At 63.3% G+C, this 23,237-nt stretch carries 25 protein-coding genes; 14 read left to right on the forward strand and 11 right to left on the reverse strand.

Going from position 1 to position 23,237, the window contains the following annotated elements; all coding sequences use genetic code 11:
• Positions 1-27: 27 nt before the first annotated feature.
• From FZF13_RS18425 to FZF13_RS18435, 3 genes are all read right to left on the reverse strand, one after another.
• Positions 28-1,677, reverse strand: coding sequence for a thiamine pyrophosphate-binding protein (locus FZF13_RS18425; protein WP_024923490.1), 1,650 nt, complete (start codon positions 1,675-1,677; stop codon positions 28-30).
• Between the two features lie 8 nt (positions 1,678-1,685).
• Positions 1,686-2,846, reverse strand: a complete 1,161-nt coding sequence (locus FZF13_RS18430) for a CaiB/BaiF CoA transferase family protein (RefSeq protein WP_036254265.1) — start codon at positions 2,844-2,846, stop codon at positions 1,686-1,688.
• 97 nt (positions 2,847-2,943) lie between these two features.
• Positions 2,944-3,879 (reverse strand): alpha/beta fold hydrolase, encoded by a 936-nt coding sequence (locus tag FZF13_RS18435; protein WP_024923489.1) that lies wholly within the window; start codon positions 3,877-3,879, stop codon positions 2,944-2,946.
• A gap of 206 nt (positions 3,880-4,085) precedes the next feature.
• Here FZF13_RS18435 and FZF13_RS18440 point away from each other — a divergent pair, with 206 nt between their 5' ends.
• Entirely contained in the window at positions 4,086-5,102 is a 1,017-nt protein-coding gene (locus FZF13_RS18440) for a ribonuclease T2 family protein (RefSeq protein ID WP_024923488.1), read from the forward strand.
• Between the two features lie 125 nt (positions 5,103-5,227).
• Here the strand turns inward: FZF13_RS18440 and FZF13_RS18445 are convergent, their stop codons facing one another.
• On the reverse strand, positions 5,228-5,863 hold the full coding sequence (locus FZF13_RS18445) for a TetR/AcrR family transcriptional regulator (protein WP_024923487.1): 636 nt from the start codon (positions 5,861-5,863) through the stop codon (positions 5,228-5,230).
• 179 nt (positions 5,864-6,042) lie between these two features.
• Here FZF13_RS18445 and FZF13_RS18450 point away from each other — a divergent pair, with 179 nt between their 5' ends.
• The 4 genes from FZF13_RS18450 to FZF13_RS18465 all read left to right on the forward strand — a co-directional run bounded on the left by FZF13_RS18450 (position 6,043) and on the right by FZF13_RS18465 (position 7,911).
• Entirely contained in the window at positions 6,043-6,204 is a 162-nt protein-coding gene (locus FZF13_RS18450) for a hypothetical protein (protein ID WP_179654176.1), read from the forward strand.
• A 123-nt stretch (positions 6,205-6,327) separates the two neighbouring features.
• On the forward strand, positions 6,328-6,804 hold the full coding sequence (locus FZF13_RS18455; RefSeq protein ID WP_024923486.1) for a DUF2127 domain-containing protein: 477 nt from the start codon (positions 6,328-6,330) through the stop codon (positions 6,802-6,804).
• A 30-nt stretch (positions 6,805-6,834) separates the two neighbouring features.
• Positions 6,835-7,305 carry a hypothetical protein gene (locus FZF13_RS18460; protein WP_139116463.1) on the forward strand — a complete coding sequence of 157 codons (471 nt, stop codon included), beginning with the start codon at positions 6,835-6,837 and terminating at the stop codon, positions 7,303-7,305.
• Positions 7,306-7,437: 132 nt separating this feature from the next.
• Entirely contained in the window at positions 7,438-7,911 is a 474-nt protein-coding gene (locus FZF13_RS18465; RefSeq protein WP_024923484.1) for a hypothetical protein, read from the forward strand.
• Between the two features lie 48 nt (positions 7,912-7,959).
• Here FZF13_RS18465 and FZF13_RS29330 read toward each other — a convergent pair whose 3' ends face one another.
• Positions 7,960-8,196, reverse strand: coding sequence for a GDCCVxC domain-containing (seleno)protein (locus tag FZF13_RS29330; RefSeq protein ID WP_081766855.1), 237 nt, complete (start codon positions 8,194-8,196; stop codon positions 7,960-7,962).
• Positions 8,197-8,571: 375 nt separating this feature from the next.
• Between FZF13_RS29330 and ettA the strand changes: the two genes are divergently transcribed.
• The 3 genes from ettA (at position 8,572) to FZF13_RS18485 (ending at position 12,403) form a co-directional block, all read left to right on the forward strand.
• Positions 8,572-10,221, forward strand: a complete 1,650-nt coding sequence (gene ettA / locus FZF13_RS18475) for an energy-dependent translational throttle protein EttA (protein ID WP_024923483.1) — start codon at positions 8,572-8,574, stop codon at positions 10,219-10,221.
• 64 nt (positions 10,222-10,285) lie between these two features.
• Positions 10,286-11,056, forward strand: coding sequence for a trans-aconitate 2-methyltransferase (gene tam, locus FZF13_RS18480; RefSeq protein ID WP_024923482.1), 771 nt, complete (start codon positions 10,286-10,288; stop codon positions 11,054-11,056).
• A 225-nt stretch (positions 11,057-11,281) separates the two neighbouring features.
• Entirely contained in the window at positions 11,282-12,403 is a 1,122-nt protein-coding gene (locus FZF13_RS18485; RefSeq protein ID WP_024923481.1) for a beta-ketoacyl-ACP synthase III, read from the forward strand.
• A gap of 1 nt (position 12,404) precedes the next feature.
• Here the strand turns inward: FZF13_RS18485 and FZF13_RS18490 are convergent, their stop codons facing one another.
• On the reverse strand, positions 12,405-13,112 hold the full coding sequence (locus FZF13_RS18490) for a methyltransferase family protein (protein WP_244431120.1): 708 nt from the start codon (positions 13,110-13,112) through the stop codon (positions 12,405-12,407).
• Between the two features lie 86 nt (positions 13,113-13,198).
• On the opposite strand from FZF13_RS18490, the gene FZF13_RS18495 reads away from it, so the two are divergent.
• Positions 13,199-13,816 (forward strand): MOSC domain-containing protein, encoded by a 618-nt coding sequence (locus FZF13_RS18495; protein ID WP_024923479.1) that lies wholly within the window; start codon positions 13,199-13,201, stop codon positions 13,814-13,816.
• Positions 13,817-13,843: 27 nt separating this feature from the next.
• On the opposite strand, the gene FZF13_RS18500 is transcribed toward FZF13_RS18495, so the two are convergent.
• Positions 13,844-14,857 (reverse strand): hypothetical protein, encoded by a 1,014-nt coding sequence (locus tag FZF13_RS18500; protein ID WP_024923478.1) that lies wholly within the window; start codon positions 14,855-14,857, stop codon positions 13,844-13,846.
• A gap of 94 nt (positions 14,858-14,951) precedes the next feature.
• Here FZF13_RS18500 and FZF13_RS18505 point away from each other — a divergent pair, with 94 nt between their 5' ends.
• Positions 14,952-15,554, forward strand: coding sequence for a TetR/AcrR family transcriptional regulator (locus FZF13_RS18505; RefSeq protein WP_024923477.1), 603 nt, complete (start codon positions 14,952-14,954; stop codon positions 15,552-15,554).
• A 193-nt stretch (positions 15,555-15,747) separates the two neighbouring features.
• On the opposite strand, the gene FZF13_RS18510 is transcribed toward FZF13_RS18505, so the two are convergent.
• Complete coding sequence (locus FZF13_RS18510; RefSeq protein ID WP_024923476.1) at positions 15,748-16,695, reverse strand: D-amino acid aminotransferase; 948 nt, start codon at positions 16,693-16,695, stop codon at positions 15,748-15,750.
• Positions 16,696-16,834: 139 nt separating this feature from the next.
• On the reverse strand, positions 16,835-17,659 hold the full coding sequence (locus FZF13_RS18515) for a helix-turn-helix transcriptional regulator (RefSeq protein WP_024923475.1): 825 nt from the start codon (positions 17,657-17,659) through the stop codon (positions 16,835-16,837).
• 183 nt (positions 17,660-17,842) lie between these two features.
• Here FZF13_RS18515 and FZF13_RS18520 point away from each other — a divergent pair, with 183 nt between their 5' ends.
• The gene (locus FZF13_RS18520; protein WP_024923474.1) at positions 17,843-19,348 is read left to right on the forward strand and encodes an amino acid permease; all 1,506 of its coding nucleotides are present in this window, start codon (positions 17,843-17,845) and stop codon (positions 19,346-19,348) included.
• A gap of 44 nt (positions 19,349-19,392) precedes the next feature.
• Positions 19,393-20,160, forward strand: a complete 768-nt coding sequence (locus FZF13_RS18525) for an SDR family NAD(P)-dependent oxidoreductase (protein WP_024923473.1) — start codon at positions 19,393-19,395, stop codon at positions 20,158-20,160.
• Between the two features lie 2 nt (positions 20,161-20,162).
• On the opposite strand, the gene FZF13_RS18530 is transcribed toward FZF13_RS18525, so the two are convergent.
• A complete protein-coding gene (locus tag FZF13_RS18530) occupies positions 20,163-20,477 on the reverse strand; it encodes a DUF2293 domain-containing protein (protein WP_024923472.1) in 315 nt (104 codons plus the stop codon).
• Positions 20,474-20,980, reverse strand: coding sequence for a tRNA (N6-threonylcarbamoyladenosine(37)-N6)-methyltransferase TrmO (tsaA, locus tag FZF13_RS18535; protein WP_024923471.1), 507 nt, complete (start codon positions 20,978-20,980; stop codon positions 20,474-20,476). Before tsaA ends, FZF13_RS18530 begins: the two co-directional genes overlap by 4 nt.
• 120 nt (positions 20,981-21,100) lie before the next feature.
• Here tsaA and FZF13_RS18540 point away from each other — a divergent pair, with 120 nt between their 5' ends.
• Both FZF13_RS18540 and metF read left to right on the forward strand, forming a co-directional pair.
• The gene (locus FZF13_RS18540) at positions 21,101-22,108 is read left to right on the forward strand and encodes an ArsR/SmtB family transcription factor (RefSeq protein WP_024923470.1); all 1,008 of its coding nucleotides are present in this window, start codon (positions 21,101-21,103) and stop codon (positions 22,106-22,108) included.
• Positions 22,108-23,067: a methylenetetrahydrofolate reductase [NAD(P)H] gene (metF, locus tag FZF13_RS18545; protein WP_024923469.1), complete on the forward strand. Its 960-nt coding sequence runs from the start codon at positions 22,108-22,110 to the stop codon at positions 23,065-23,067. The genes FZF13_RS18540 and metF overlap by 1 nt, the downstream gene beginning before the upstream one ends.
• Positions 23,068-23,237 lie beyond the last annotated feature (170 nt).

A 23,237-nucleotide genomic window follows, 5' to 3' on the forward strand; every position in this document is an offset into this window, starting at 1 on the left:
CCTGACCCAGAGGCCGGACCTGACTTACTATCGCTTCTCGCGGATATCGGTCAGCGTCTTGGCCGGGGTGATCGCCTCGGGGTCGAGACGCACCTCGATGATCGACGGCTTGCCGCTGGCTTTAGCCCGCTCGAAGGCCGAGGCGAATTCGTCGGTCTTCACCACCGTCTCGCCATGGCCGCCATAGGCGCGGGCCAGTGCAGCGAAGTCCGGGTTCTTCAGGTCGGTGCCTTCGACGCGGCCAGGATATTCGCGTTCCTGGTGCATGCGGATGGTGCCGTAGATGCCGTTGTTCACCACCACGGTGATGATCGGCAGGTCGTATTGCACGGCGGTGGCAAATTCCTGCCCATGCATCATGAAGCAGCCGTCGCCGGCGAAACAGATCACCGGGCGATCGGGGTGCAAAGCCTTTGCCGCGACCGCAGCGGGCAGGCCGTAACCCATCGAGCCGGAGGTCGGGGCTGCCTGCGTGGCGTAGCGGCGGAAGCGGTGGAAGCGGTGCACCCAGGTGGCATAGTTACCGGCGCCATTGGTGAAGATGGCATCCTGCGGCAGCACGCTTTCGAGATAGTCCATGATCGGGCCCATCTGCACCGGGCCGGGGCCGGTCTTGGGCGTCGTCGACCAGGCGAGATAGGTGTCGTGCAGCTTCGCGGTCTCGGCGCCCCAGGCGGGCGCCGCCTTGGGTTGGCGCTTGGCGAAAGCCTCGACGAAAGCAGCCGGCGAGGCGTTGATCGCCAAAGTCGGGCGATAGACGCGGCCGAGTTCGTTGGCGTCGGCATGGACATGAACCAGCGTCTGGTCCGGATAGGGGCTTTTGAGAATGGTGTAGTCGGAGGAGGGCATTTCGCCCATGCGGCCGCCGATCAGGAGCACGAGGTCGGCTTCCTTGATCGCACTGGCGAGCTTGGGGTTGATGCCGATGCCGACGTCGCCGGCATAGTTCGCATGGAGATGATCGAACAGCATCTGGCGGCGGAAGGAAACACCGACCGGCAGCGACCAGGCTTCGGAAATCTGTCTCATCCGCTCGACAGCATCGTCGGTCCAGCGGGTGCCGCCGAGGATGACGAAGGGACGCTTGGCGCCGGCAAGCAGCTTTTCGAGCTGGTCGAGTTCGGCTTCGCCCGGTCGCGTTTCAACCGGTGTGAAGGGCTGCGCCAGCGGCGCCTCGACCTCGCTGACCAGCATGTCCTCCGGCAGCGAAATGACCACCGGACCGGGCCGGCCGGAAGTGGCCACGGCGAAGGCGCGGGTGACGAGTTCCGGGATACGTTCGGCGCGGTCGATCTCCACCACCCATTTGGCGATATCGCCGAAGAAGCGTTTGTAGTTGACCTCCTGGAAGGCCTCGCGTTCGCGAGCGTGACCGGCGATCTGGCCGATGAACAGGATCATCGGAATGGAATCCTGCATGGCGATGTGTACGCCGGCGGAAGCGTTGGTGGCACCCGGCCCGCGGGTGACGAAGCAGATGCCGGGCTTGCCGGTGAGGCGGCCATGGCAATCCGCCATCATGGCGGCGCCGCCTTCCTGGCGGCAGACGATGGTGCGGATCGGAGAATCGTGCAGCGCGTCCAGCACGGCGAGGTAGGATTCCCCCGGCACGCAGAACATGCGGTCGACGCCATTGGCTTCGAGGGCTTCGACGATCAGCTTACCACCGGTTTTCATGATCCGGGCTACTCCAGTTCGGCAAGGATTTCAGCGGTGTGCTCGCCGAGGCGCGGCGAGGGGCGATCATAGACGAGCGGCGTGGCCGACATCACCATCGGCGCGCGCACGGAAGGCAAGGTGTTGCCATGGCCATCGTCGAGATCGAGCCGCACGCCGCGGGCAATCGCCTGAGGGTCAGCGAACATCTGGCCAATGTCGTTAATGGGGCTGGCGGGCACGCCGGCGCCTTCCAGCTTGGCCAGCAGATCGTCGCGGGTGAATTTGGCGAGCGCATCGAGCATGTGTTCGCGGAGCTTCACGCGATTGGCGACACGCGCGGCGTTGGTGGCGAAGTCTGGATCGGCGGGCAGGGAGGCGAGCCCGACCACGGCGCAGAACTTGGCGAACTGGCTATCATTACCGACAGCGAGGATGAAATGCCCGTCGGCGACCGGCAGCACCTCATAGGGCGCGATGTTGGGGTGGGCGTTGCCCATGCGCTCGGGTGCCTTGCCGGAAACGAGATAGTTGAGGTTCTGGTTGGCCAGAACCGAAATCTGCGAATCGAACAGCGCCATGTCGACATGCTGGCCTTCGCCTGTCGCCTCGGCGTGGCGCAGAGCTGCCTGGATGGCGATGACCGAATAGAGGCCGGTGAAGATGTCGGTGACGGCGACACCGACCTTCTGCGGCTCGCCGCTGGCGGCCCCGGTGATCGACATCAGGCCGGACATGCCCTGGACGATGAAATCATAGCCCGCGCGCGGCGCATAGGGGCCGGACTGGCCGAAGCCGGTGATCGAGCAATAGACGAGCTTCGGGTTGATGACCTTCAGGCTGTCATAGTCGAGACCGTATTTCTTCAGGCCGCCCAGCTTGAAATTTTCGATCAAAACGTCGGCGCTGGCGACCAGCTTGCGCACTGTCTCCGCACCTTCCGGCGTCGAGAAGTCGATGGCGATGGAACGCTTGCCGCGGTTGCAGGCGTGGTAGTAGGCAGCGGAAAGGTTCTCCCCATCCTTGCCTTTCACGAAGGGCGGCCCCCATTTACGGGTGTCGTCGCCTTCCGGACTTTCGACCTTGATGACGTCGGCGCCGAGATCGGCCAGCATCTGTCCCGCCCACGGGCCGGCAAGGATGCGGGCGAGTTCAATGACGCGCACGCCTTTCAAGGGAGGATTGGCCATGAAACACCGCAGGTTCGTTTGGTCGGGCAGGCTCTAGCAACCCAAACAGGTCCTGTCACGGTTCTTGCGATGGACCAGCATCTGTAAACGGCAAAACTTAGCGCGAAGCCGTGACCTTGTCCGCCCAGGCGGCGAAGTCTTCCATGATAATGTTCCGATTCACCTCGTTCAGGCTTTCGTGCCGCGTTTCGGGGTAAACCTTTGAAACGAGATTCGAAAAGTGCATCTGGCGCATGCGCCGTGTCAGATGCTCCACGGCCTTGCCGCCACTGGTTGCGGGGTCCTTCTCGCCGCCGGTGAGGTTGACGGGCAGGTCCTTGCGGATGCCGGCGAAACGGCTATCGTCGGCGCCGGCGAAGATGAAACCGAACAGGTCGCGCCAGAGCGAGACCGAGGCATCCCAGCCGCAGAGCGGGTCGGCGATGTATTTGTCTACCTCAGCCGCATCGCGCGACAGCCAGTCGAACAGGGTGCGGTGGCCGGGAACCGCCTTGCCCCAGGCCTGGAAGGTGAGGCGGGGCAACATGCGCGAGGGTACGTCCGAGCCCAGCCTGAACCGCTCCCAGCCCAGTATGGCGAGCGCTGCATAACCGGCGATGCCGGCGCTGAAATTGGCGTTCCAGACGGCGGCGCCCGCCAGGCGCGGCGAATGTCTCTGGATGAAGTTGAGCGCGATCAGTCCGCCCATGGAGTGGCCGAAGGCGATCACCGGCAGCCCGTCATGCTCGGTTGCGATCAGTTCGTGCACGGCGAGGACATCGGTGATCACCTTACCGCCGCCGTCGGTGTCACCGAACTTGCCGGGCGGCGCGTCTGGCGCCGTGGTGTGGCCGTGGCCGCGATGATCATGCGCATAGGTGTGGTAGCCGCGGCCGGCGAGAAAATCTGCGAGGCCGGCATAACGCGCGGCATGCTCGGCAAGGCCGTGGCTGATCTGGACCACGCCACGCTCCTTGCCGTCTGCCTTGCGCGTGTAAAGATTGAGCGATGCGCCGGTGGGTGAGGCTAGGCTGCGCTGGTCATTGAACGGCATTCTCTTCTCCTCCCCCAAGGCGCGGTTGAAATCCGCGCTCCTTGCCACTGAAAGTCGCAAGGCTTTTGTTTGCGCCGGCGCCGGTTTAGCGTCAATCGGCTGCGCTATTTCCGCAGCGGAAGTTCAAACCGCGGTGACGAGTGCATCGCAATTCTGTCATATCGGTGAGGCAGATGGCGCGCTGTCCAACCAGGGGGAATTTTCGCATGCGGATTTGGCTTGTTCTCGGGTCGATGCTTGCCGGGGTCGCACTCAGCGGAGCCGCGCGTGCGGAAACGAAACTCAGCGGCAGCTTCGTCGCCGACGCCGCCTGTCCGGCGACGCAGGCGATCAAAAGCGGCAAGAACCCGGGCGATGTCAGCACGCAGGTGGGCCAGAGCTACGACGTTGTTGCCGGCAACAAGGACGCGCCGACCCACTACATGATCCGGGTGCCGGGCGCCGATCCCGAGCGTCGCTGGGTGAAGGTGAGCTGCGGCCATCTCGCCGGCGAGGCCGCCGCCGCGCCGGTTGTCCCAGCCGCACCGGTCGAACCGGGAACGGCACAGAAGAAAGCCGCGGGCGGCAAGCCCGAATACGTCTTCGCGCTTTCCTGGCAGCCGGCCTTCTGCGAGACCAAGTCAAACAAGCCGGAATGCCGGGCGATGACGGGTTCGAGTTTCGACGCGACGAATTTCACCCTGCACGGCCTGTGGCCGCAGCCGAACGGCAATTTCTATTGCCAGGTGGGCGCCTCGGACCGGGCCAATGACAAGCCGGGCCGTTGGCAGGATCTGCCACCGGTCAATCTGGACACCAAAACCCGCCAGGAACTCGATAAGGTGATGCCGGGCACGGCCTCGCAACTGGAACGGCATGAGTGGATCAAGCACGGCACCTGCTACGGCAAGGATCAGCAGGCTTACTTCGCCGACGCGCTGGCATTGATGCGACAGGTCAATGCCTCGCCGGTGCGGGAACTGTTCGAAAAGAACATCGGCAAGGACATCACCTCGGACCAGATCCGCAGCGCCTTCGACAGTGCGTTCGGCAAGGGGGCGGGCGATCGCGTGCGTGTTTCCTGCTTCAACGACCGCGGCAAGCGGTTGATCGGCGAGGTAACGCTCGGTCTCGCCGGGCCGATCGGGCCGGGCAGTTCGCTGAAGGATCTGATGCTGGCGTCGGCGCCGACCGACAATGCCGGTTGCCCAGTGGGCACTGTCGATCCGGTCGGATTGCAATAGTCGCCACAATCAATTCCACAGAGCGCGGGCTGGCGGCCGAGGCCCCGCCCGCTCTTTGGCTTGCACTGACAGCGTATTGAAAAAGCGCACCTTTTCAGGGTGTCGACAAAGAGCCTGTCGGCTGATCAGGTCGCCACGGCGAGGACGCGGCGCACCTCGGCGATAAGTTCCGGGATCGCCTCGGCCTGGTTGTCGGTGAATTTGAGCAGCGCCTTTTGAAACAGGCCATCCATCACCGCGTAGAGTACCGGCGACGACATCGTCAACGGCTTGCCGGTGAGTTCGGAAAGCCGTGAGGCGACACGCCAGATCATGTCCTCCAGGCTCTTGTCGATGGCGGTGACATCCTCGCGGAAGGCGCTTTCGAACAGCGCCTGGGCCCTGAGATCGTACCAGAGCCGATGCATGTCGGCTTCCTGGCGCAGGGTCTCGGCGAGCTTGTCGAGGAAACCATCGATCAGTTGCTCCCGCGTCCTTGCGGTGGCCGTCACCTCGTCATAGCGGGTCACGCATTTCGCCTTGTACTGGCGCACGCTGCAGCAGATCAGGTCGATCTTGTCGGTGAAGTAGTAGTGAAAGACGCCGTGCGTGAATTCCGACTTCTGGGCGATCTCGCGCAGGCTGGTGCGCGCATAACCAAGCTCGCCCAGCGTCTTGAGGACAGCCTCGGACAGTTCCGAGCGGCGCGCATTGAACTTGTCGATCGGCAATCGCCGCCCGCCCGCCCTGGCCCTCGGGACCTCGATCAGAGCCTCAGTCATTGCGTATCCCTGTTTACCTGCTCCTGCGTCGGAAGATCGTCGGCGCGGCGGGTCTCTTTAGTTTGCCGGAATAAATCACGACGCGGCGCCGCACGCAATGAACCGGTTCATTCCATCGGTTCATGATTTATACAATCGCCCAGAAATTTGCTTGGCAACTGTCAAGATTTTTTTGTTGGATGATCGCCACAAGCTCCGTGGTGTGTGGTTGGCTGTGGGTGGAGGTCGGCTCGGTGGAGGCACCGAAACAGATCGAGGTGTGGAGCGACCTGCCGCGTTCCAAGGTTGGTAAGGTGCTGAAGGCCGAGATCAAGGCACAGCTTCTCGCCAAAACGAACTGATCCACATCGGACAAGGCTTTTTGGCGCCGGGCGGCGTGGTGAAACTCTTTTTGTGTCGACCGGCTTCCAAGCGCTGGTCTGCGGATGTTACCAACCGCAGGAATGTTGCCGACAGAGGCCTGGATGCAAGAACGCCGCATTCACCAGATATTTCAAGTCAGTGTCCTGCTCAAAGGCGCCCATGCTCTGCTTGAATGCGCAGGCGGCATCGCGCTCTGGCTTGTCGGAACGGACACGATTTCAAATCTGGTCAACATGCTTACCCAGGAAGAGCTGGTCGAGGATCCGAAGGATTTTCTGGCCACGCACCTGCTGACCTGGGCGCAAGGCTTTTCCGTGGAAACCCGGCATTTCTATGCGTTCTATCTGCTGAGCCACGGTATCGTTAAACTGGCGCTCGTCGCCGGGCTTTTGCGAAACAAACTCTGGGCCTATCCAGCATCGCTGGTCGTGCTCGGCCTCTTCATCGCTTATCAGCTCTATCGTTTCTCCTACACGCATGGCGTCGGGCTCATCGTTTTGACCGTCTTTGACCTCGTCGTGATGTGGCTGATCTGGCACGAGTACCGCCTGGTGCGGCGGCATCTGCCAACCTCCTAGCGCTGCCGGCCGAGCCATCTCGCGGTTGCGATGGACAAAGCGCTTTCTCACGGCAATCGAAATCTGTGTTCGTCGGAAAAACAATTTGATCGTGGATTGCCCCAAATCGTGCGGATTCGAAGTGTTGATCGAGGCCAACAGCAACCGAAGGAGGGGCAAATGAAAGTCTCTGTTCTTGTTTTGGCGGGCGCGTTGTCGGCGCTTGCGTTTGCCGCCCAGGCGGCGCCGACGATAAAACCCGTCGCGCCGGCTTCCGTTGGCCTCGTTCAGCAGGCCAGGGTGAGCTGCGCCTACCTTACGCCCGATGGCTACTGCGTCCGGCCTCGCAAGCACTACAAGAAGCATCATCGCCAGCATTGGCGCTATCACCGCCCGGTGTACCGCACCTACGAGCCGCAGCCGGACGAATACTGGCGCTATGAGCGGCCGCGTCCGCTGATCCGTATCATGCCGAACTACGGGCCGTTCTACGGTGACGGCTGGGATAATTCGGACGACTGAGAGGTACACGCCATTCGTTGCCCCCGATGGGCAATTTGAATGGGGAAGGACCAACAAACCCAGAATCTGCCTCAGATATGCCGCAAACGGATATGAACCGCTTGTTGTGGGATGGGGCCATGGAGATGAAAAATGAAACTCTCGCGCCAATTCGCGCTTCTTGCTTGCCTGGGATTGGCGGCCGGAGGCGTGGCTCTCTCAAATGCCAATGGCTATGGTTTCGTCAGTGCCGCTTATGCCAAGAACGGCGGTAACGGTGGCAATGGCGGCGGCAACGGACATTCCTCGTCCGAGCACGATGCTTCTGCCGACGCGCACGACAAAACCGAGCCGGAAGACGGCGGAAGCAATACCGGCAAGCTAGGCGCGCTGAACGCGGCTCATGCATCGGCGCGGGCCAGGGCACGCGCAAACCCGAACTCCGCAGTGGGCAAGATCGCCGCCTACGAGAAGAGCCGCGAGGCGGCGCTGGCTATCCAGGATCCCGTCGCCCAGGAACAGGCGCTGGATGCGGCGGAACTGAAGCTTGCCGCCGATTTCGGGCGCCCGGCATTGCCGGAAAGCGAGATCAGCAAGGTCAACGCCCTGCTCGATGCCCGCCGGTAATATTTGCCGGTTTCATGCAGAACGCTGTTTCTGCGAGTTGGGCCTCGTTCAGCCGTGCGAGGCCCCACAGCAGGAAGTCGGTGCACCGCCAGCTCGTTCTTCTTGAATGGGCGGGCAGGGCACTGAGCCATAGGAACAGAAAACGCAGCAATCACCATCCTTCGGGCGCAAGAGGGTGCCACAACCCTTGCACTCGTAGAAGAATTGACAGGCATCGGTCGGCATTTGTTCGACAGCGGTATGGCCGCAATGCGGACACGTGATCGTCGAGTTGAGTTCGGTCATGACAGTTTGCCTTCCTCCCCCGATATAATCGGCCCGCATCCCGCAGTCACTACAGGTTCGAGGGAAAGGCGAAGTCGAGGTCTTGGCCGTCGGAGAGATGGCAAAGGCCACAGGCGTTCGTTTGGAGACGATCCGCTACGACGAGCGCATTGGTCCGATGTCGAGGCCGCGGCAGATCGAGGTGCGGGCGGCTTGCCGCATCTCAAGCCTGGCAAGGTGCTGAAGGCCGAAACCAAGCCGAGGCTTCACGCCAGGACCAATTGACGGCCGGCGTTTTCACGGCCTTGACGATTGCCGTTTCGGTCGCCATCGCCTACATAGCGCGCAACCTCCGTTCAATTCGGCTTCCAATCCGTTCGACCAAGGAAAGCGCGCGTGGCACGCCAGTTCATTTATCACATGTCGGGTCTCTCGAAGGCCTACGGCACCAAGAAGGTGCTGGAGAATGTTCATCTGTCCTTCTATCCCGACGCCAAGATCGGCATTCTCGGCCCCAACGGCGCCGGTAAGTCGACGATCCTCAAGATCATGGCCGGGCTCGACAAGGAGTTCACCGGTGAAGCCTGGCTCGCCGAAGGCGCAACCGTCGGCTATCTGGCGCAGGAGCCGCATCTCGACCCGGCAAAGACCGTGTTCGAGAACATCATGGAGGGCGTCGCCAAGAAGACGGCCATCATCGAGCGCTACAACGAATTGATGATGAACTATTCCGACGAGACGGCCGACGAATCGGCCAAGCTCCAGGACGATATGGACCGCCTCAACCTGTGGGATCTCGAACAGCAGGTCGAGATGGCGATGGAAGCGCTGGCCTGCGCGCCCAAGGACGCCGACGTGACCAAGCTGTCGGGTGGCGAGCGTCGCCGCGTGGCGCTGTGCAAGCTGCTGCTCTCCGAGCCGGATCTGCTTCTGCTCGACGAACCGACCAACCACCTCGACGCCGAGACCACGGCCTGGCTGGAAAAGCACCTGCGCGCCTACAAGGGCGCCGTGCTGCTCATCACCCACGACCGCTACTTCCTCGACAATGTCACCGGCTGGATCCTCGAGCTCGACCGCGGTCGCAGCATTCCCTACGAGGGCAACTACACCGCCTATCTGGAAGCCAAAGCCAAGCGCCTCAAACAGGAAGGCCGCGAGGACGACGCCCGCCAGCGCGCCATCGGCCGTGAGCGCGAATGGATCCAGTCCTCGCCCAAGGCGCGCCAGACCAAGTCGAAGGCGCGTATCCAGGCCTTCGAAAACCTGCTCGAACAGGCCAACAACCGTCGCCCGACCGACACGCAGATCGTCATTCCCCATGGCGAGCGCCTCGGCAATGTCGTTATCGAAGTCGCCGATCTCGACAAGGGTTTCGGCGAACAGCTTCTGATCGAAAACCTGACCTTCAAATTGCCTCCGGGCGGCATTGTCGGCATCATCGGCCCGAACGGCGCCGGCAAGACGACGCTGTTCAAGATGATCACCGGCCAGGAAAAGCCCGATGCCGGTACGATCCGCGTCGGCGAGACGGTCAAGCTCGGTTATGTCGACCAGAGTCGCGACGCGCTCGACCCGAACAAGACCGTGTGGGAAGAAATTTCCGGCGGCGCCGAAGTGGTCAAGCTCGGCAAGTTCGAGGCCAACACCCGCGCCTATTGCTCGTCGTTCAACTTCCGTGGCGGCGACCAGCAGCAGAAGGTCGGCAACCTCTCCGGCGGTCAGCGCAACCGCGTGCACTTGGCCAAGATGCTGCGCACCGGCGGCAATGTGCTGCTGCTTGACGAACCGACCAACGATCTCGACACCGAAACGCTGGCCGCACTCGAAGACGCGCTGGAAAGCTATGCCGGCTGCGCCGTCATCATCAGCCACGATCGTATGTTCCTCGACCGCCTGGCCACGCACATCTTGGCCTTTGAGGGCGACAGCCATGTCGAGTGGTTCGAGGGCAACTTCGAGGACTACGAGAAGGACAAGATCCGCCGCCTCGGCCCCGAAGCCGTCAACCCGCACAGGATGACGTATAAGAGACTGACGCGCTGACAATACCAACGCCCCGCCCAAAAGCGGGGCGTTTTCGTTCCACCTCCCGTTCGGAGTTTGCAAGATGAAAGACTGGTCCGCCGCGCAATACCTGAAGTTCGAGGACGAGCGGACGCGGCCGGCGCGGGATCTGCTCGCGCAGGTGCCCGTCGCCGATCCGCGCCGGGTGGTCGACATCGGCTGCGGGCCGGGCAATTCCACCGAGCTGCTGGTCGAACGCTGGCCCGATGCGCAGGTCAGCGGTTTCGATACCTCGCCCGACATGATCGAGAAGGCGAGGGCACGCCTGCCCAAGCTTTCCTTCGAGCTCGCCGATGCGGCGAGCTGGACGCCGGAGGAACCGGTCGACGTCATCTTCGCCAACGCGGTGTTCCAGTGGCTGCCGGAGCATCCTGCGGTTCTGCAACGGCTGATCGGGTTTCTTGCGCCTGGCGGCGCGCTGGCGGTGCAGATGCCCGACAACATGGCCGAGCCGTCGCATCGGCTGATGCGCGAGACTGCGGCGGCGATGCCTTTCGCCGACAAGCTCGCCAAGGCGGCGCGCGCGCCGCTGCCGCCGGTATCCTTCTATTATGACAGGTTGAAGCCGCATGCTGCCCGGCTCGACATCTGGCACACCATCTACAACCACCCGCTCGCCGATGCGGCGGCGATCGTCGAATGGGTGAAATCGACCGGGCTGAAGCCGTTCCTCGACCCGCTAGACGAGAGCGAACAGCGCCGCTTCCTGGACCACTATACGGCACGGATCGCCGAGGCTTATCCACCGACTTCCGACGGCAAGGTGCTGCTGCGCTTCCCCCGGCTGTTCATCGTGGCGACGCGCGGCGGCTAGGCGGTTTTTGCCTGTGATGGCGCGGTTTCCAAGCTATTCCGTAGCAAAGCCGAGGCTTGTCCGATGCGGACGTTACGTCAACAATCCGCCATGGATGCCGGACAGGAAGGGCTCGCATCGCGGCGGAAGGTAGCGTAAACCGCAAGGGAAAAGCCGGTCACGCCGTATCCTCCCCACGGCGTAAGGATCAGCGCGGCACCCCCGCCGCCAGCAAACGAGTTGGACATGCATCGTGTCATCATCAGCGGCATCGGCGTTGAAATCCCCGAAGCGTCGATCACCAATGACGAACTGGTCGAAAGCTTCAACGCCTGGGTCGACGCGGAAAATGCCAGACTAGCCGGCACCGGCGCGGAGCCGCTGCAGAAATCCGATTCCGACTTCATCGTGCATGCTTCCGGCATCAGGAAACGCCACGTCATCGAGCGCACGGGCATCCTCGATCCGAAGCGCATGGCGCCGCGTCTGCCGGCAAGGCCAGACGATGCGCTGTCGGTGCAGGCCGAATTCGGCATCGCCGCCGCCCGCAAGGCGATGGCGCATGCCGGCATCGAGCCCGGCGACATCGATCTGGTGATCTGCTCCTGCTCGCATCTGCAGCGCCCCTATCCAGCGATCGCCATCGAGATGCAGCAGGCGCTGGGCACCAGGGGCGCGGCCTTCGATATGGGCCTTGGCTGCTCCTCGGCGGCCGCGGCCCTGCATATGGCGGTCAATCTGGTGCGTTCGGGCGCACAGAAGAAGGTGCTCGTCGTCACCCCGGAAATCACCACCGGCCATCTCAATTTCCGCGACCGCCAGACGCATTTCATCTTCGGCGACGCCGCCGTCTCGATGGTGGTCGAAGCCGTGGAAGGCGACGACGTTCGCCCGGGCCGTTTCGAGGTGCTGGATACGCGCCTGTGGACGCAGCTGTCGTCCAACATCCGCACCAATCTCGGCTACCTGACCCGCACCGCGCAGGACGATCCTTATATGATCGACCTCGAAGGCAACATGATCAAGCAGGTCGGCAACAAGGTGTTCAAGGAAGTCACCGTCGCCGGCCACAAGTTCATCGTCGAGTTCCTGGCCGAGCATGGGCTGACGCCCAACGGCATCCGGCGCTTCTGGCTGCATCAGGCCAATGCGCGCATGAACGCCATGATCCTGAAGCTCGCTTTCGGCCATGAGGTCGGCCACGACCGCGCGCCGATGGTGCTGGAGCGGCTGGGCAATACGGCCGGCGCCGGCGCCATCATCGCGCTCAGCGAAAACCATGCCGACATGAAACCCGGTGATTTCGGCCTGCTCTGCGCCTTCGGTGCCGGCTATTCGATCGGCGGCGCGCTGTTGCGCATGTGCTGAGTTAGGCCGGCGTGAAAGGCACCAGCATCGGCACGCGGCCGGCATAGTCGTCATAGGCCTTGCCGAGCTCGCTGTGCAGGAAACGTTCCTCCAGGCGCGCCTTCATGACGATGCCGATGGTCAGCAATACCGCGCCCGCAACCGCCCACAGCGTGCCGCGCGCCACCATCGTGGCGAGGATGGCAAGCAACAGGCCGGTGTAGATCGGGTGTCGCACCAGCGCGTAGGGGCCGGTGTCGACGACATGGTGATCGATCTTGGCGGTGACGGTGCCGGACCAGAGGCGGCCGAGATGGATCCGCGCCCACCAGGTGAAGAGAAGGCCTATGGCGATCAGCGCGACGCAGAGCCAGGCCAGCGTCGGGCTCGGCGGCCACAGCCGCACGCGGCCGATGAAGCCATGCGCGGGCACGAAGAACAGCAACGTGCCGACCAGAAGGACGATGCGATATTGGTATTCGGCGTCGAGACCGGCGCGTCGTTTCACCGGATCGGCCCATAGAGCGGCGATTACCCAGGATATCAGCCAGGCCAGCCAGAGCGTCGCGACCATTTTGTAAGGGTGCATGGCATGAGACGGCACGGCCGCCACCCGGTTGTAGCCTGGATCATCAAATGCCCGAGGCGCGGTGGCAATATAGCCGCCGGCCAGACGCCGGTCAAAACCGGTAAGAAACGCGTGATGTGACGAGCCATTCGCTGCGTTCATCGGATCATCAGCGCTTTCGACTGGACCCGCCGTGCCCGTTTGGGCATTTTCGCGACCGAGATTCCATCGCGCCGACGAGGTGAGCCATGCTCGATGCCCCGACACAGATACAGCCGCCGGCCGAAATCGTGCCGGCGAAAAAGCTAGGGGCCAAGGTTGCCGGGCTTTATGCGGCGCCGTCCGACGATTTCCAAACGCGACCTGTCGATCGCCTTGAGCTCGGTTTCAACGGCATACCGGGCGATTTTCATGGCGGTTCGACCCGCCGCTCGGGCGGCCGCGAGCCGTGGTATCCACGCGGCACCGAAATCCGCAACGAGCGGCAGGTGTCGATCGTCGCCTTCGACGAACTGGCGACGATTGCCGGGCTGATGGGGCTTGCCGAGATCAAGCCGGAATGGATCGGCGCCAATCTGGTCATCGACGGTTTGCCGAACCTGTCGATGCTGCCGTCGGCGACGCTGTTGTTCTTTGCCGGCGGGGTGACGCTGAAGATCGACGCGCAGAACGGACCCTGTCGTCTTTCCGGCCGTTCGATCGCGGAGAACGCCGGAATGGCGGACCAGGATGCCGGTTCGCTGCTGTTTCCGAGAGTGGCCAAGCGGTTGCGGGGGCTGGTGGCCTGGGTTGAAAAGCCGGGCGTCGTCAGCGCGGGGGAAGAAATTTCGGTGCGCGTGCCGGAGCAATGGATTTACAAGGCCTGATCGTCACCAAGCACGCCTAGCACGGCTTCAAATATCGGCCCTGGCCTTATGCAGCCGGTGAAAAGCCCAGGCGATAAGGGTCAGAACACCGAGCAGCATGGTGGCGTTGACGGCGTATTTCACCGTCGGCGAAGGGTCACCGAGCGGCTGGACGACAAAGGAAATCATCGCATTGGCGATCAAGGCCGCTGCGGCCACCGCCAGGACATGCGGTTTCTTCCAGCCGGTGCGGCGCGACCACATCACCAGCAACGCGCCGCTGCCGATACCCACCAACACCGAGAAGGACACACTGGCCCAGTCCGACGCGGACAGCGCCTGGAAGCCGAACACGGCAAACATCAGGGTGGCGACTAGCCACGGCGCCGGAACCGGACCGGCCTGCTTCAGGGTTCTGACAGGAACCAGGAATGCGGCCATGCACAGAAGCAGCGCGCAGGCGGCCGTCGCAACGAACTGCGCCTTGGTGACGACGAAACCCGTGATCCTGAAATTATCGTCGAAGATGAAGGCAGCGCCCACCAGATAGAGCGAAACCATCAGCAGGACGCCGACGCGCCCCAGCCAGGGCCTGTCGGCGATGCGCGGCACACAGGATTCCACCACGGCGATGGGAACCGCGAAGCTCCAGATGACGTGACCGCCGATAAAATTAAGCGCCAGATTGGCACTGATACCAAGATGATCGAGCGCGGTCGGCAATCGTTCCTCATCCCAATAGGGGATGTTGAGATCGACGCCGTAATGCGGATTGAAGAGGCTCTGGTCGATCAGTCCGGCCTGTATCAGTCCGAACGCCGTTGCCAAAAGCAGGATCGTCGGCCAGCCGCGCCCGGTGCGGCGGGTGATTTCGCGGATGAGCAGCGCAACCGAACCATAGAGCGGTCCAAGAATGAGAAGGCCGCCCAGCATCTCAAGCGGGTGGTTCGTGCTTTCGGCATAGCCGATCAGATATTCGGCGCAGACCGGCGACAGGAAGAACAGGAAGACCATCGCGCCGAGCCGTCCGGCGAATGGCGGCTTTGACAATGCGTCCGGCATGGGGGACATCACGAACGGCCCTTGGATATTAATGGAGTGTATGCTCTATTAATGATCGAGATGCCGAAACCTGTCAAGCAGCCGAGACTGGCCGATGCGAACCGTCGATCCTGAAAAACATGCGCAAAAGCGCGCCGGTATCCTTGTCGCGGCAGCCGAGGAGTTTGCGGCCAACGGCGTCGACGGCACCTCGACCGCCTCGATCTGCCGCCGCGCCGGCATCGGCTCCGGCACGCTGTTCCACTATTTCCCGACCAAGCGCGATATCGTGCACGGCCTGTTCGGCGATGCATTCGAGCGCATGGTGGCGATCTACGAGGAGGCCGAGGCCGAGAAAGACCCGGAGGCCGGCTTCGACCGCGTCCTGCAATGCCTGTTCGACGATCTCGCCAATCCGCTGACCCCCGGATTGATGGCGGTGGCGCTTCTGCAGGTCGGCCGTGACGAGGAATTCGCCAGGATGGTGGTGGAAGACGAGGAGCGGGCGAGGCGGACAGTGACCGTCCTTCTGCGGCGCATGGCCGAACGCGGCACCAGGCTCGCTTTCGCGCCGGAGCGTGCCGCCGCCTGGGTGCAGCATCTTTTCGATGCTTCCTTCCTCGCTTCCGGCAATACCGGCTTCGATGCCGCCGAACAAACGGTGGAACTGCGTGCCTTGATCGGCTGGCTGGTCGGAGGAGGGCGCAGAAGCACCTAGCTTTATCCCTGCGGCTTGGCCTTTATCGTGGTGACCTTTTAGACCTGCCCGCCTTGTCATAGTTGGTCCATTCGCCAACCTGCGTGCCGCTGCTGAAATGGCCGGAACGCAGCTTCGTGCCGTCCTTGCGGAACCACTCCCAACTGAAGACGCGTGAGGGCAGCAGAAACGGCTGTGGCCGGCAAGGCGCGGCCTAGCCGTAATGCACCGGGCTCGACCAGGCCGGGTCCTCATGTTTGTCCCAATAGAGCTTTTCGAGCCGCTTCGTGACCGGCCCTATCTTGCCGTCGGCGACAGCCGCGCCGTCGATTATCGTCACCGGCATGATTCCGCCGGCGGTCGAGGTGATGAAGACTTCGTCGGCCTCCTTCAAAGCGGGCACGGAGACATCGGCCGCCGTGCAGTCCAGCCCGAGTTCGGCGCAAAGGTCGAACACGGTACGCCGGGTGATGCCAGCCAGCACGCCGATGGCGGGAGTGGTCAACCTGCCGTTCTTGACCGCGAAGACGTTGAAGCCGGGACCTTCGGCGACATTGCCGTTGAAATCGAGCAGCAGCGCGGTCTCGGCGTTGCGGTCATAGGCGTCATAGAGGCCGCGCACGAGATCCAGCCAATGATAGTTCTTGATCGCCGGGTCGACCGAGGCCGGCGGGATGCGGATGCGGTCGCTGATCGCCACGTGGAGGCCGCGCTGACGCTGCTCGGCATTGGCGACCGAGCCGAAGGGCACGGCGAAGGCCATGAAGCGGTTGATGGCGTCGCGCGGGTCGCGGCTGAAGGTAGGCGAAGCGCCGCGCGTGCAAAGCATCTCGACGTAAGCTGCCCGGTGGCCGGACAGTGCCACGCAATTTTGCAGGATTTCCGATACCTGCTCGCGGCTGAACGGGATCGACATACGCAGCCGCTCCAGCCCGCCGAAGAAACGTTCGATATGCAGATCCAAGCGGAAGAAACGGCCATTCCAGACATGAACGGTGTCGTAGGTGGCGTCGGAATGCAGGAAACCCCAGTCCAGCACTGAAATCTTGGCCTGCGACATCGGCAGGTATTGCCCGTCGAGGAAGGCGACGCCGGCTGGATAGGCGTGCGGGTCGACATGCCGGCTCTCGATGGCGGGCAGGGGGCTTGCGGTCTTGTCCATGATCTTTCCTCCGGCTGTCGGCATATTCGGACGGAGAATGCCCGCGAACGATGCGCCATTTCCGTCAAAATGACGGGCCACGTCCGCGGGCAGCGGGTGTGTCCTTGGTCATTGCATTTCCTTGAGCGCCGACCAGCGTTCAGCGTTCGCTCAAAAGATGTTTGATGAACAGGTTGAAAAGCTCGGTCTGGCTGGAAATGTCCAGCTTGGCGTAGATGTTCTTGCGATGGATCTTCACCGTGCCTTCGGCGATGCCGAGAATGCGGCCGATCGACATCGAGGAATGGCCGCGCAGCACCAGGCTGACGATGGTCTGCTCGCGGCGTGTCAGCCGCGACGGGACAAAGGTCGCGAAGGCACGCTCGACATCGTCGGTGTCGTGCGGCTGGTCTGCTTCGGTCGCGGCGGCCGGCGCCAGCTGTTCCCAATGGCGATTGATCAGCATTGCCACCAATGGGGCAGTCTGCCGGAGGCGCTCGAAGTCGGCGCCGGAGAATGTGGCGCTCGAATTCGCCCGCAGCAGCGAATAGGCGAGATAAAAGCCCGGCTGCAACGGCGTCAGGAAGACGATCTCCTCGCTCAGCGAACCCGATTCCATCGAGATGCAGGGGTGGACGTCCGGCGAGTTGTAATATTCGGCTTCGAAGAAGGCATCGGGCGCGAGATCGACCAGGCGGTGCAGGCCCGGTGGTGCCCGACGCAGGCAGGCGGAATAGACGGCATCGAGGAGATAGGTGCCGTCGAGATAGTTGCGCATGATCTGCGAGGAGGAGATGTCGCCCAGCCCGTCATGCAGGAGGCGAGGGCGGTCGCGGCCCGGATAGGCGAAGATGCAGGACAGATCGAAGGGCGCGACGGCGCGCAGCGCCGCGTCCAGACGTTCGGCAAAGCCTTGCTTGCCGATAAGCGCCACCAGGTCGGGCGTGGCCGTGTGCCAGGCCGCCAGCGCGGTTTGACCGTTCATTCCCATCGAACCTCCCTGTCCGACGGATCGTCAGCCTGCATAACCCAGCCTATCCCTCAAGCCATACCCCTTTGGGGATATTTCGTCCCGCGCGCGGCGCTGAAACTATGCCGGATAAGCATGGGAGGGCTAGGACCAATCGACACCGATTGGCGCCGATCCTCCGTGAAGGAGGGGATAGGGATGAGCAAACGCACCGACGGGCGGACAGCCGGCGTCACATACCAGGCGGTCGATCAGAGTTATTTCGAGCAACGCCAGTTGCAACGGCATGCCGGGCTGTTTTCGCTCTGGATGATGGGCGTGGGCGCCGTCATCGCCGGCGAATATTCGGGCTGGAACATCGGCTTCTCGCAGGGCGGCTTCGGCGGCCTTCTATTGGCGGCGCTGATCATCGGCTTCATGTATGTGTGCCTGTGCTGTTCGATCGGCGAGATGAGCGCGGCACTGCCGCATACCGGCGGCGCCTATTCCTTCTCGCGTACGGCCCTGGGCCCCTGGGGCGGCTTCACCACCGGCCTTGCCGAAAACATCGAATTCGTGCTGGCGCCCGCCGCCAACATGTTTTTCATGAGCTCCTATCTCGCTGCCATCTTCGGCACGCCCGACAGCGCGCTGCCGCTGTGGTGGGCGGGTGGCTATGCGGTGATGCTGGGGCTGTCGCTGCGCGGGCTGGAGCTGTCGATGCGGGTCGTCATCTACATCACTGTCGCCGCGATCGCCGTCCTGCTGTTCTTCTTCGTCGTGGCCATCCCGCATCTCGACTTCGCCCGCTACGCCCTGAACATAGCCGCGGGTCCGCAGGGCTCGGCGCTGTTGCCGGAAGGCAATGGGCCGTGGTTACCGTTTGGCTTCACCGGCGTGATGCTGTCGCTGCCGTTCGCGGTCTATATGTTCCTGGCGGTCGAGCAACTGCCGCTCACCGCCGAGGAGGCGAAGAACCCGAAGCGCGACATGCCGCGCGCGCTGATCCTGTCGATCCTCACGCTGGCCGCGCTGGCGCTCGGCGTTTTGTTCTTCAGCGCGTCCATTCCGCATGGCGCGCATGCCATGGGCACTTCGGGCGAACCGCTGCTCGATGGTTTCCGCACCATCTTCGGCGACGGTTGGGCAAAGCTTCTGGCCTCGGTGGCGGTGCTGGGGCTGGCCGCTTCCTTCTTCGCCGGTTCATTCGCTTCCGGTCGCAACATCTATTCGCTGTCGCGTGCCGGTTATCTGCCGACCGCCCTGTCGGTGACCAATCCCCGCACCAAGACGCCCAACATCGCGTTGGCAGCGGGTTCGGGCCTTGCCTTGTTCATGCTGCTGCTCGTCTGGTTCCTGGGCGGCCGGCACAATGTCGCCTTCATGGGCGGGTTCCTGGTCTCGATGATCGTCTTTGCCGGCATGGTCTCCTATGTGATGCAGAGCATTGCTTTCCTGCGGCTGCGCACAACCTACGCCGCGATCGAGCGGCCCTTCATCAGCCCGTTCGGCCGCTTCGGCGCCTATGCCACGATCTTCATCTGCGTGGTCACGCTGGCCTATCAGTTCTTCGATCCGCTCTATCGCTGGGCGGCGATCGCGGCTGCCGTCTGGTACGCCGTCGGGCTTGCCTATTTCGGCTTCTATCGCCGGCACCGCCTGGTGCTGTCGCCGGAGGAGGAATTCGCCGTGTCGGGCGGCATGCGCGGTCAGCCGGCTGAATGAGAAGCAGTCAGGCCGGCAAGAAAAATAACAGCAGGGACAAGAACATGACTGGAAGACTGCAAGGTAAGGTGGCGATCGTCTCGGGCGGTGCGACGGGCATGGGCGGCGCTGCCTCGCGCCTCTTCGCGGCAGAAGGCGCGAAGGTGGCGATCGTCGACCGCAACGCGGAAGCCTCGGCGGCCGCCGTTGCCGAGATCGAGGCGGCCGGCGGCGAGGCCGCCTATTTCACCGCCGATGTCTCGGACGAGGCCCAGGTCGAAGCGGCGGTGAAGGCGGCGGCGGAAACTCTTGGGGCGGCGACCGTGCTGTTCAACCATGCCGGCACCATCGTCATCAAGCCGTTCCTGGACACCACGGTGACGGAATGGGATTGGCTGCATGCCGTCAACGTGCGCTCGATGTTCCTGATGACGCGCGCGGTGCTGCCGGGCATGATCGCGGCCGGCGGCGGCTCCATCGTCTGCACCTCGTCCATTTCGGCGGTGGCGGCGACGCCGATGGAGGTGCTCTACGACACCACCAAGGGCGCCTGCCACATGTTCGCGCGCGCAATCGCCGTCGAGTTCCGCGACAGGAACATCCGCTGCAACGCTGTCTGCCCCGGCTTCATCCGCACGCCGCACGGCTTGCGTGAAGTTGCGGAATTGCAGCGGCTCGGCGTCGATGTCTCCGAGGCGGCGATTGCCGCCCAGCAGGGCCGCATCGGCGAACCGGAGGAGGTGGCGAAGGCGGCGCTGTTCCTGGCCAGCGACGAATCGAGCTTCGTCAACGGCGCGCACCTGTTCGTCGACAACGCCTTTACGGCGATCTGAGCCTAGTCTTCGTCGTCATCCGGGTCGAGCAGGCGGGTGGCGCGCCAGCGTGTCAGCACCTCGTTGGTCTGGCCGACGACAAAGAAACGCGCCGAGTCGCGGTCATAGCCTTCCGCCAGCAGCTTCTCGTAATCGGTGTGCTGGTGGCGGACATGGGCAATCGTCGCCAGCCACACCGCGATGCCTGGCGGCAAGGTCTTCATATGCACGGCGCCGGCGTCGGTGCGGATGCGCTCCATGTCGGCATAAGGCGCCAGCGGCAAAAGTGCGGTGAGCGCCTTGGCGATGGCGCGGCGGCGGCCGGTCGGCGCGGTCATCGCTCACCCCGGTCCGGCATCAGTGCGTCGGCCAAAACATCGACCGAGGGAAAATAAGGCTTGATGTCGATGATCGGCGTGCCGTCTAGCGCGTCGATGGTCTCGATCTCCAGTCTGCCCGCCGCGATATCGAGCGAGACAAGCCGCACCGAATGCAGGCCGACGGGGTTCGGCCGGGCCGGCGACCGCAGCGCGAAAACGCCTTTGGCTTCCGTAGCATGGCGTGGTTTCTGCACAATCAGATTCCGCGGCGCGTGGTGCATCCAGGTCAGCACATGGATATGGTTGGCGCGCTCCAATCCGGTCAGGCCGGGGCGATAAGGCTCGTCGATCAGCAATGCCGCCGGCTGGCTGGTCTCTCTCGCGGCGCGCATGTTCTTCGGACAGTCCTCCCGCGCCATCCAGGGCGACAGAACGCGGCCGATGAAGACGAGATGACCGTCCGGGTCCAGCATGGCCGGATCGTCGGCTAGTCGTACCTCTCCGTCGCGCATCTCAAACATCGATCGTCCCCCGCGCAAAAGGGCTGCGCCATTTTCTGGTCGTGACGCGACATTGCCAATTGCAAGGCTTGCGAAATTGACATAAACATATGTTTATATCTTTTGCGCGAGACTTCGATCATGCATGTCGCACTCGACACGATGGTAGATACATTGAAGGCGGCGGCCGAATCCAGCCGGTTGCGCATTCTGGCGCTTTTGGCGCGCGGCGACCTCACGGTTTCCGACCTCACCGAAATCCTTGGTCAGTCGCAACCGCGTGTCTCGCGCCATCTCAAATTGCTGCTCGATGCCGGGTTGATCGGTCGTTACCAGGAAGGGTCCTGGGCCTTCTTCCGCCTCTCCGACCTCGACAATGCACGCGACTTCGTGCTCAGGCTGATTGGCGGCATCCGCGCCGACGATCCGCAAGGCGAGCGCGATCTTGAGCGGCTGGCGACGGTCAAACGCAAGCGCCAGGACCGCGCTGCCGAATATTTCTCCACCAACGCCGCGAGCTGGGACGAAATCCGTTCGCTGCACGTGCCGGAGCGCGCGGTCGAGGCGGCTTTGCTCAAACTGGTCGGCAAGCGGCCGTTCCAGTCGATGCTCGATCTCGGCACCGGCACCGGCCGCCTGCTCGAAATTTTCGCGCCGCTCTACCGGCGTGGCGTCGGCATCGATATGTCGCGTGAGATGCTGGCGGTGGCCCGCGCCAATCTCGACAAGGCCGGCGTGGCGCATGCGCAGGTGCGCCAAGGCGATATCCTTTCGCCACCGGTGGAACGCGATTCTTTCGACCTGATCACCATCCATCAGGTGCTGCATTATCTTGACGATCCGGCGGCCGCCATTCGCGCCGCGGCGCGGCTGCTGCGCCCGTCCGGGCGGTTGATCATCGTCGATTTCGCCGCGCACGCGCTGGAGTTCCTGCGCGACGAGCATGCGCATCAGCGCCTCGGCTTCTCAGACCGGCAGATCGCCGAATGGTTCACCGAAGCCGGTCTCGATCTTGAGGAGAGCCAGGATTTCGAACCGCGCGGCGGCTCCGACGCCAAGCTCACCGTCAAATTGTGGCTCGGTCGCGACCGGCGCCTGCTGATCGCCGATCCCATCCCCGAAACCCAATCCGTGCGGGAAATCGCCTGATGAACCAGTTCCGCCTTTCCCGCCGCCCCGACATCGGCGACAAGATCCGGGTTTCGTTCGAGTTCTTCCCGCCGAAGACCGACGAGATGGAAGCCAGGCTGTGGGAGACGGTCAAGCGGCTGGAACCGCTGAGGCCGAACTTCGTCTCCGTCACCTATGGCGCCGGCGGCTCGACACGCGAACGCACGGCACGCACGGTGCGTCGTATCCTCACCGAAACCGGCGTTCCGGCGGCGGCGCATCTCACCTGCGTCGGTGCGACGCGCGAGGAGGTGGACGCGGTGATCCGCGATTTTTCCGCCACCGGCATCAAGCGTTTCGTCGCGCTGCGCGGCGATCCGGCCTCCGGCGTTGGCCAGGCCTATACGCCGCATCCCGGCGGCTATCAGAACGGCGCCGAACTGGTGGCGGGCCTGAAGGGGATCGCCGATTTCGACATTTCGGTCGCCGCTTATCCGGAAAAGCATCCGGAGAGCCCAGACTTCGCCACCGACATCGAAATGCTGAAGCGCAAGGTGGACAATGGCGCCAAGCGGGCGATCACCCAGTTCTTCTTCGACAACGATCTCTACGAACGTTACGTCGAGCGTGTGCGCCGCGCCGGTATCTACATCCCGATCGTGCCGGGCATTCAGCCGGTGCACAGTTTCCGGCAGGTGGCGAACTTCGCCACGCGCGCCGGCGCCCATGTGCCAGCCTGGCTGGCCGAGCGTTTCGAAGGGCTGGACAACGACCCGCAGACCCATGCGCTGGTCGCTTCCGCCGTAGCGGCCGAGCAGGTGCTCGATCTTGTCGAGCGTGGCGTCGGCGACTTCCATTTCTACACGATGAACCGCGCCGACCTCGTCTTCGCCATCTGCCACATGATCGGCATCCGCGCGCACCAGCCGGCTGCGGAAGCTGCGGTGCCGGCAAGCCACACGGCAACGGTTGCCAAGGCGGGACCGGCCGCCGCCTGAGTTACACGCGCGTCATTCCGGGCAAGCGAGGCGGAGCCGAGCGCCGACCGAGAACCTATTGAGCAGCGCGGCCGGGTTCAAATTTCGCCGTGACATCGGCGGAGTGCACGGCACCAGTGCGGAAGTGCGGGCAGACTAAGCGAGGACCGGGCCGCTCTCGACGACGATGC

The sequence above is a fragment of the Mesorhizobium terrae genome (assembly GCF_008727715.1).
Classification (GTDB): domain Bacteria; phylum Pseudomonadota; class Alphaproteobacteria; order Rhizobiales; family Rhizobiaceae; genus Mesorhizobium; species Mesorhizobium terrae.

Coding starts and splice junctions, on each gene's coding strand:
- metF (WP_024923469.1), top strand. CDS start 22,108: ATGAACCAGTTCCGCCTTTCCCGCCGCCCCGACATCGGCGACAAGATC.
- FZF13_RS18455 (WP_024923486.1), top strand. CDS start 6,328: ATGCAAGAACGCCGCATTCACCAGATATTTCAAGTCAGTGTCCTGCTC.
- FZF13_RS18450 (WP_179654176.1), top strand. CDS start 6,043: ATGATCGCCACAAGCTCCGTGGTGTGTGGTTGGCTGTGGGTGGAGGTC.
- FZF13_RS18460 (WP_139116463.1), top strand. CDS start 6,835: ATGGACAAAGCGCTTTCTCACGGCAATCGAAATCTGTGTTCGTCGGAA.
- FZF13_RS18485 (WP_024923481.1), top strand. CDS start 11,282: ATGCATCGTGTCATCATCAGCGGCATCGGCGTTGAAATCCCCGAAGCG.
- FZF13_RS18530 (WP_024923472.1), bottom strand. CDS start 20,477: ATGACCGCGCCGACCGGCCGCCGCCGCGCCATCGCCAAGGCGCTCACC.
- FZF13_RS18500 (WP_024923478.1), bottom strand. CDS start 14,857: ATGCCGGACGCATTGTCAAAGCCGCCATTCGCCGGACGGCTCGGCGCG.
- FZF13_RS18510 (WP_024923476.1), bottom strand. CDS start 16,695: ATGGACAAGACCGCAAGCCCCCTGCCCGCCATCGAGAGCCGGCATGTC.
- FZF13_RS18520 (WP_024923474.1), top strand. CDS start 17,843: ATGAGCAAACGCACCGACGGGCGGACAGCCGGCGTCACATACCAGGCG.
- tam (WP_024923482.1), top strand. CDS start 10,286: ATGAAAGACTGGTCCGCCGCGCAATACCTGAAGTTCGAGGACGAGCGG.
- FZF13_RS18540 (WP_024923470.1), top strand. CDS start 21,101: ATGCATGTCGCACTCGACACGATGGTAGATACATTGAAGGCGGCGGCC.
- FZF13_RS18495 (WP_024923479.1), top strand. CDS start 13,199: ATGCTCGATGCCCCGACACAGATACAGCCGCCGGCCGAAATCGTGCCG.
- FZF13_RS18435 (WP_024923489.1), bottom strand. CDS start 3,879: ATGCCGTTCAATGACCAGCGCAGCCTAGCCTCACCCACCGGCGCATCG.
- FZF13_RS18430 (WP_036254265.1), bottom strand. CDS start 2,846: ATGGCCAATCCTCCCTTGAAAGGCGTGCGCGTCATTGAACTCGCCCGC.
- tsaA (WP_024923471.1), bottom strand. CDS start 20,980: ATGTTTGAGATGCGCGACGGAGAGGTACGACTAGCCGACGATCCGGCC.
- FZF13_RS18525 (WP_024923473.1), top strand. CDS start 19,393: ATGACTGGAAGACTGCAAGGTAAGGTGGCGATCGTCTCGGGCGGTGCG.
- FZF13_RS29330 (WP_081766855.1), bottom strand. CDS start 8,196: ATGACCGAACTCAACTCGACGATCACGTGTCCGCATTGCGGCCATACC.
- FZF13_RS18490 (WP_244431120.1), bottom strand. CDS start 13,112: ATGAACGCAGCGAATGGCTCGTCACATCACGCGTTTCTTACCGGTTTT.
- FZF13_RS18445 (WP_024923487.1), bottom strand. CDS start 5,863: ATGACTGAGGCTCTGATCGAGGTCCCGAGGGCCAGGGCGGGCGGGCGG.
- FZF13_RS18425 (WP_024923490.1), bottom strand. CDS start 1,677: ATGAAAACCGGTGGTAAGCTGATCGTCGAAGCCCTCGAAGCCAATGGC.
- FZF13_RS18465 (WP_024923484.1), top strand. CDS start 7,438: ATGAAACTCTCGCGCCAATTCGCGCTTCTTGCTTGCCTGGGATTGGCG.
- FZF13_RS18515 (WP_024923475.1), bottom strand. CDS start 17,659: ATGAACGGTCAAACCGCGCTGGCGGCCTGGCACACGGCCACGCCCGAC.
- FZF13_RS18440 (WP_024923488.1), top strand. CDS start 4,086: ATGCGGATTTGGCTTGTTCTCGGGTCGATGCTTGCCGGGGTCGCACTC.
- FZF13_RS18505 (WP_024923477.1), top strand. CDS start 14,952: ATGCGAACCGTCGATCCTGAAAAACATGCGCAAAAGCGCGCCGGTATC.